The organism is Planctomycetota bacterium, from assembly GCA_038746835.1.
GTDB lineage: Bacteria > Planctomycetota > Phycisphaerae > Tepidisphaerales > Tepidisphaeraceae > JBCDKH01.
The window spans coordinates 1-5,120 of record JBCDKH010000230.1 but is presented as its reverse complement, the minus strand read 5'-3'; the positions used below and the strand labels follow the sequence as shown (position 1 = coordinate 5,120).

Here is a 5,120-nt window from a genome sequence, read left to right as displayed (position 1 = left end):
CGGCATCGGCGGTCTCGATGGACGTCGGCGACGCCGAATCGATCCGATCCGGCATCGACGCCGTCGCCAAGGAGCACGGGCGCCTCGACGTCTTGGTCAACAACGCCGGCATCACGCGCGACACGCTGCTGCTCCGCATGACCGATGAGCAGTTCGACGAAGTGCTCCAGACGAACCTCAAGAGCGTCTTCGTCGCCACCAAGGCCGCGGCCCGGCAGCTCATGCGGAGCAAGCAGGGCCGAATCATCAACATCGGCAGCGTCAGCGGCGTGCTCGGCAACGCCGGCCAGGCCAACTACGCCGCGAGCAAGTCGGCCCTGCATGGCTTCACCAAGACCGTCGCCCGCGAGTTCGCCGGCAAAGGCGTGACGGCCAACGTCATCGCGCCCGGCTTCGTCACGACCGACATGACCGACGCCCTGGACGACAAGATCAAGGAATCGGTCGTCGGCCAAATCCCGCTCGGCCGGTTCGGGCAAGTGGACGAGATCGCTGCTGCCGTCAGTTATCTGGCCTCGCCTGCCGGGGCGTATGTGACGGGCCAGATCCTGTGTGTGGATGGTGGTATGGCGATGTGACGAGCCGTCGCAGGGGCTGAATGACCGTTACGTTCCGTCCGATTGGCCCCTTGTGGGCGTCCGGCTATAGTCGCAGCCACTCGCCGCTGCCGCCCGGCTGTGGCCCATTCCCGAACAGAACGACCGCCATGGAAGAATCCGAAATCGAGAGCAAGGTCATCGACATCGTCAGCGAACAGATGGGCGTCGACAAGGGCACCATCAGCCGCGAGACGCACTTCATCAACGACCTTAACGCCGACAGCCTCGACACCGTCGAGCTCGTCATGGAGTTCGAAGACGAGTTCGAGCTCTCGATCCCCGACGAAGAGGCCGAAAAGATCCAGACCGTCGGCCAGGCGATCGACTACATCAAGGAACACTCGGGCAAGTGACGCGGAGGGAGAAAGGATGAGGGAAAAGGGAGAAGGGCCAGAGTGGCTCGCTCACTTCCGCATCTGACCCTCCTCCCTCATCCCTTCTCCTTACTCCCTTCTGCACCTCATGCGTCGCGTCGTCATCACTGGTATGGGCGTCATCACGCCGCTCGGCGAGAACGTCTCCACCCTGTGGGAGAACATCACCGCCGGCAAGAGCGGCATCGGACCCATCCGACGCTGGGATGCCTCGGCCTTCACGACGCAAATTGGCGGTGAGTGCTTCGACTTCGACCCCGTCGCCCACGGCATCGACAAGCGCGAATCCAAGCGGCTCGACCGCTTCGCCCAGTTCGCCATCGCCGCTTCCCGGCAAGCCATGGCCGATGCGGGACTCGACAAGGGTGCCGGCGATCCCGATCGGGCGGGCGTGCTGATCGGTAGCGGCATCGGCGGCATCGAAACGCTCGAAGAGCAGGCGTTCGTGCTCAAGGACAAGGGTCCTGGCCGGATGAGCCCGTTCACCGTGCCGCGACTCATGGTCAACGCGGCCAGCGGCAACGTGTCGATCCTCTTCGGCCTGCGTGGCCCGACCACCGCCGTCGCCACCGCCTGTGCTACCGCCGGTAACGCCATCGGCGACGCGACCAACTTCATCAAAAACGGCCAGGCCGACGTCATGATCGCCGGCGGCTCGGAGGCCGCACTCTCGCCGCTGGGCATGGGCTCGTTCTGCGCTGCCCGGGCGATGTCGACCCGCAACGACGACCCGACTGTCGCCAGCCGGCCCTGGGACAAGGACCGCGACGGCTTCGTCATGGGCGAAGGTGCCGGCGTGGTCGTCCTCGAAGAGATGGAAGCCGCCAAGAAGCGTGGCGCGACGATCTACGCCGAAGTCGCCGGCTACGGCATGACGGCCGACGCGTACCACATCACCGCGACCATCGAAGACGGCTCGGGCCCGTCCAAGGCGATGAATCTCGCCATGGCCGACGGCGGCGTGAATAAGGAAGACGTCCAGTACCTCAACGCCCACGGCACCAGCACGCCCATCGGCGACCCGGCCGAAACCAAGGCCGTCAAAATCAGCTTCGGCGACCACGCCAAGAAGCTCGTGCTCTCCAGCACCAAGTCCATGCTCGGCCACAGCCTCGGCGCCACCGGCGGCGTGGAGACGATCCTGACGGCCCTGACCATCAAGCACGGCTTGGTTCCGCCGACGATCAACCTGCACGAGCCCGACGTCGAAGCCGGCTGCGACCTCGACTACAACCCGCTCAAGGCCCGCGAGCTGTCGGTGCGTTACGCCCTCAACAACTCCTTCGGCTTCGGCGGCCACAACGCCTCGCTGCTCCTGGCCAAAGCCGACTAGCGACGTCGGCGGTGCAGGGTAGCTCCTGCGAGCCCTCCAAGTCGAGGGTTGATGGCTCGGGAATGAAGACCGCCTGGCCGCTGAAAACGTCGTTGCTGACGTCGAAGTTCATGTAGAGCAGCTCGATGTCGTCGGACAACGCGTTCTCGTCGGCGAAGCGATCGACGTCGACGATGCTTCCCAGATAGATCCCGCCCCCTTTGCTGACGAAGCCGGGCCCGGGTATTGGTGTCGATTTGTACGTGGTGGCTATCGCGCTCGAGTCGTCGGGTGACGTGAGGATGCTGAAGAGAACCGTCTCGCCATCGAAGGGATCGGGATCGAGCGGATCTCCGTTGAGGACGAAGATGCCGGTAGATGACATCCCGGCGATCCACGGCAGGTTCTGAGGCAGCAAGGCTCCGACGTCACTTTCAATGGCAAACGAGTCGAAGGCATCGATTCCTTCGATCCACGTATCACCGTTTGTCGGATCCACCCCGAGGCGCAACCCGGTGACTGCCGACGACGCAGTTGCAGTGGCGAAAATGCAGCATTGAATCACGAGACGCATGGCTTCAGATGTCAGGCCGAGCGTCGTCGGAGGAGGGTGGCGGACGCGATCCCCGCGAAGGCGAGCGTTGTCGGTTCGGGGATGAGGATGACCTGGCCCGTTCTCACTTCACCAGCACCGTCGAGCCAGAGGAGTGTGAGATCGTCCGTAATCGCTTCGGGCGTTGTGTACGCGTCGACGTCGACCAGTTGCCCGAACTCATAGCCACCGCCATCGGCAGCAAACCCAGCGGCTTGTACTGCGGCACCGGTCGTGCCGCCCGAGATGTCGGTTGGCTCAGCGATAAGTCCCGACAAGACGACAAGTGGGTCTTCACTAAGCAGAAAGGTTTGGGTGGGGAGAATGCCGCCGACCAAGGGAATGTTCGCCGGCAGCAGATTCCCTTCGTCACTTAGAAAGCTGAAGCCTTTGAAGGCGTCGGTCCCTTCGATGACGACGGTTCCATCGTCGGGATCCACGGCAAATCGAAACGCGTCCGCCGAGGCGATGGCGGGTAACAGGAGAAGGGCAGGGAGAAGTAATCGCATGGTCGTCAAGGTCAGGCCGAGCGCCGTCGGCGTAGTAGGGCGAGGCCGAGGACGCCGTAGGCGAGGAGCGACGACGTCGGCTCGGGAATGCTGATCTGTCCAGGCAATAGTTCATCAGTGTCGGCGGGCAGATACGACAGGCTGAGCCCGCCGAACTCGGTGCTGAAGTCCAGTGTCGCGATGTCGACGATGGGGCCGAGGTCGTAGGTGCCCGGCGGGATCGGAGTTCCGGTCGTGCCGGCGGTAATGTTGCTGACGAAGGTTCCTAGATTTGGCAGGACAAGTAGCGGATCCAGGCTCAGTACGATGAGAAATGGATTGTTTACGAGGATGAACGGGAGATTCTCGGGCAGCAGCGCATCGGTGTCGCTCTGTAGCGAGAATCCCCTGAAAGGCACGTCTGACTCGATCATCGTGTGGCCGTCGATGGGATCGATGCTGAAGACAAAGTCCTGCCCGCGTGCGGCGGAAGCCACCAGGAGCGAGAGTACGGCGGCGACGAGGAATGGAAGGACGCGGAACATGACTTTCAGCTGAGAGTTGCGGGTTGATCAACTCAGGCGGCGATGCGAGTAACGGATCGGGTTCGGTGAAGAACGACGCCGAGGACGCCGCAGGCGAGAAGAGACGATGTGGGCTCGGGGATGCAGGTCGACAAGATCGGAAAAGCTGGACGGAGAGTGTTGTCGTTTGACAGATACGCGACACCCAGATTGTCCGGATCGTTAAGATTGATCAGCGACAAATCGATGACCCGCCCGAGGTCGTAGGTGCCGGGTGGAGCCGGTGATCCGGTGGTGCCCACGCTTACATCGCTCGTCGATGCACTCAGCGCGGACAAGATGACGAAATTTTCTGGGTCCAACACGATGGCACCGGAGGCCGGGGTGCCTCCGAGCCATGGCAGGTTCTCCGGCAGCAAGGCACCGGTGGTGCTTTGCAGCGTGAAGCCGGCGAAAGGCACGCCAGAATCGATGATGAATCGACCGTCGGTTGTATCGATGCAAAAGAAGAAGTCTTGGCTGCGTGCCGCGGATGTCAGCAGGCCGAGGGTCGGCAGGACGACATGGAGGAGGTCTCGCCACCTCATGCGGGCAACGTACTGCAGACGAGCAGCAGCGGGAGCGCTTTTCCTGGTGCGACACCTTGCAACATCGGCCCGCTCTGCGACACTGGCAGTCGACTCGCGGCCAGGGACGGCGGCGGGCGGGTGTTTTGCGTCAGGGACGACGACATGCCGGTACTTGCCAATCAGCCAGAAGAGGACACGTCGGCCAGCGATGCGGATGTGCAGCGCATCCTCAAGCTCCGAGTGCCGGTGATCGTCCGGATCGCCGAGCGGAAGCTGCCGCTGTCGGACGTGCTCCGGCTTGCCCACGGCAGCATCCTCGAGCTCCAGCGCTCCAGCGACGAACCGCTGCACCTCATGGTCAACAACCAGATCGTCGGCGAAGGCGAACCCGTCAAAGTCGGCGAACACTTCGGCCTACGCGTCACCAGCATCGGCGACATCCACCAACGCGTCGATGCGCTGGGCGGTTGATTGAAGCCGGTCAGAGGAGTTTCGAGACGGCGTCGGCGACGCGCTCGCGGACGGTGTCGATGTCGCCTTCGACGCGTGCACCGGCGGCCCTGGCGTGGCCGCCGCCGCCGCAGGGTTGGAGCAGGGCGGCGCAGTCGACTTGGCCATTGCTGCGCAGGCTGACCATGATCGCCAGCTTGCCGGTCGGATCG

At 63.4% G+C, this 5,120-nt stretch carries 9 protein-coding genes; 4 read left to right on the top strand and 5 right to left on the bottom strand.

The annotated features are described in order from the left end of the window. The 3 genes from AAGI46_15605 to fabF all read left to right on the top strand — a co-directional run. Positions 1 to 578, top strand: a 578-nt coding sequence (locus tag AAGI46_15605) for an SDR family oxidoreductase (protein MEM1013633.1), incomplete at its 5' end; no start/stop codon positions are given. A 128-nt stretch (positions 579 to 706) separates the two neighbouring features. Further along, positions 707 to 952: an acyl carrier protein gene (gene acpP, locus AAGI46_15600; protein MEM1013632.1), complete on the top strand. Its 246-nt coding sequence runs from the start codon at positions 707 to 709 to the stop codon at positions 950 to 952. A 109-nt stretch (positions 953 to 1,061) separates the two neighbouring features. Then, complete coding sequence (gene fabF, locus AAGI46_15595; GenBank protein MEM1013631.1) at positions 1,062 to 2,306, top strand: beta-ketoacyl-ACP synthase II; 1,245 nt, start codon at positions 1,062 to 1,064, stop codon at positions 2,304 to 2,306. Here the strand turns inward: fabF and AAGI46_15590 are convergent. The 4 genes from AAGI46_15590 to AAGI46_15575 form a co-directional block, all read right to left on the bottom strand. Further along, the gene (locus tag AAGI46_15590) at positions 2,245 to 2,703 is read right to left on the bottom strand and encodes a hypothetical protein (GenBank protein MEM1013630.1); all 459 of its coding nucleotides are present in this window, start codon (positions 2,701 to 2,703) and stop codon (positions 2,245 to 2,247) included. The two genes, fabF and AAGI46_15590, sit on opposite strands and share 62 nt — an antisense overlap. A gap of 167 nt (positions 2,704 to 2,870) precedes the next feature. Further along, positions 2,871 to 3,386: a hypothetical protein gene (locus AAGI46_15585; protein ID MEM1013629.1), complete on the bottom strand. Its 516-nt coding sequence runs from the start codon at positions 3,384 to 3,386 to the stop codon at positions 2,871 to 2,873. Positions 3,387 to 3,397: 11 nt separating this feature from the next. Beyond that, a complete protein-coding gene (locus tag AAGI46_15580) occupies positions 3,398 to 3,910 on the bottom strand; it encodes a hypothetical protein (protein MEM1013628.1) in 513 nt (170 codons plus the stop codon). 32 nt (positions 3,911 to 3,942) lie between these two features. Further along, entirely contained in the window at positions 3,943 to 4,476 is a 534-nt protein-coding gene (locus tag AAGI46_15575; protein ID MEM1013627.1) for a hypothetical protein, read from the bottom strand. A gap of 144 nt (positions 4,477 to 4,620) precedes the next feature. Between AAGI46_15575 and AAGI46_15570 the strand changes: the two genes are divergently transcribed. Continuing rightward, positions 4,621 to 4,929, top strand: a complete 309-nt coding sequence (locus AAGI46_15570) for a FliM/FliN family flagellar motor C-terminal domain-containing protein (GenBank protein MEM1013626.1) — start codon at positions 4,621 to 4,623, stop codon at positions 4,927 to 4,929. A gap of 10 nt (positions 4,930 to 4,939) precedes the next feature. On the opposite strand, the gene AAGI46_15565 is transcribed toward AAGI46_15570, so the two are convergent. Continuing rightward, positions 4,940 to 5,120 (bottom strand): DHHA1 domain-containing protein (locus AAGI46_15565; protein MEM1013625.1); only part of this gene is annotated, 181 nt, incomplete at its 5' end.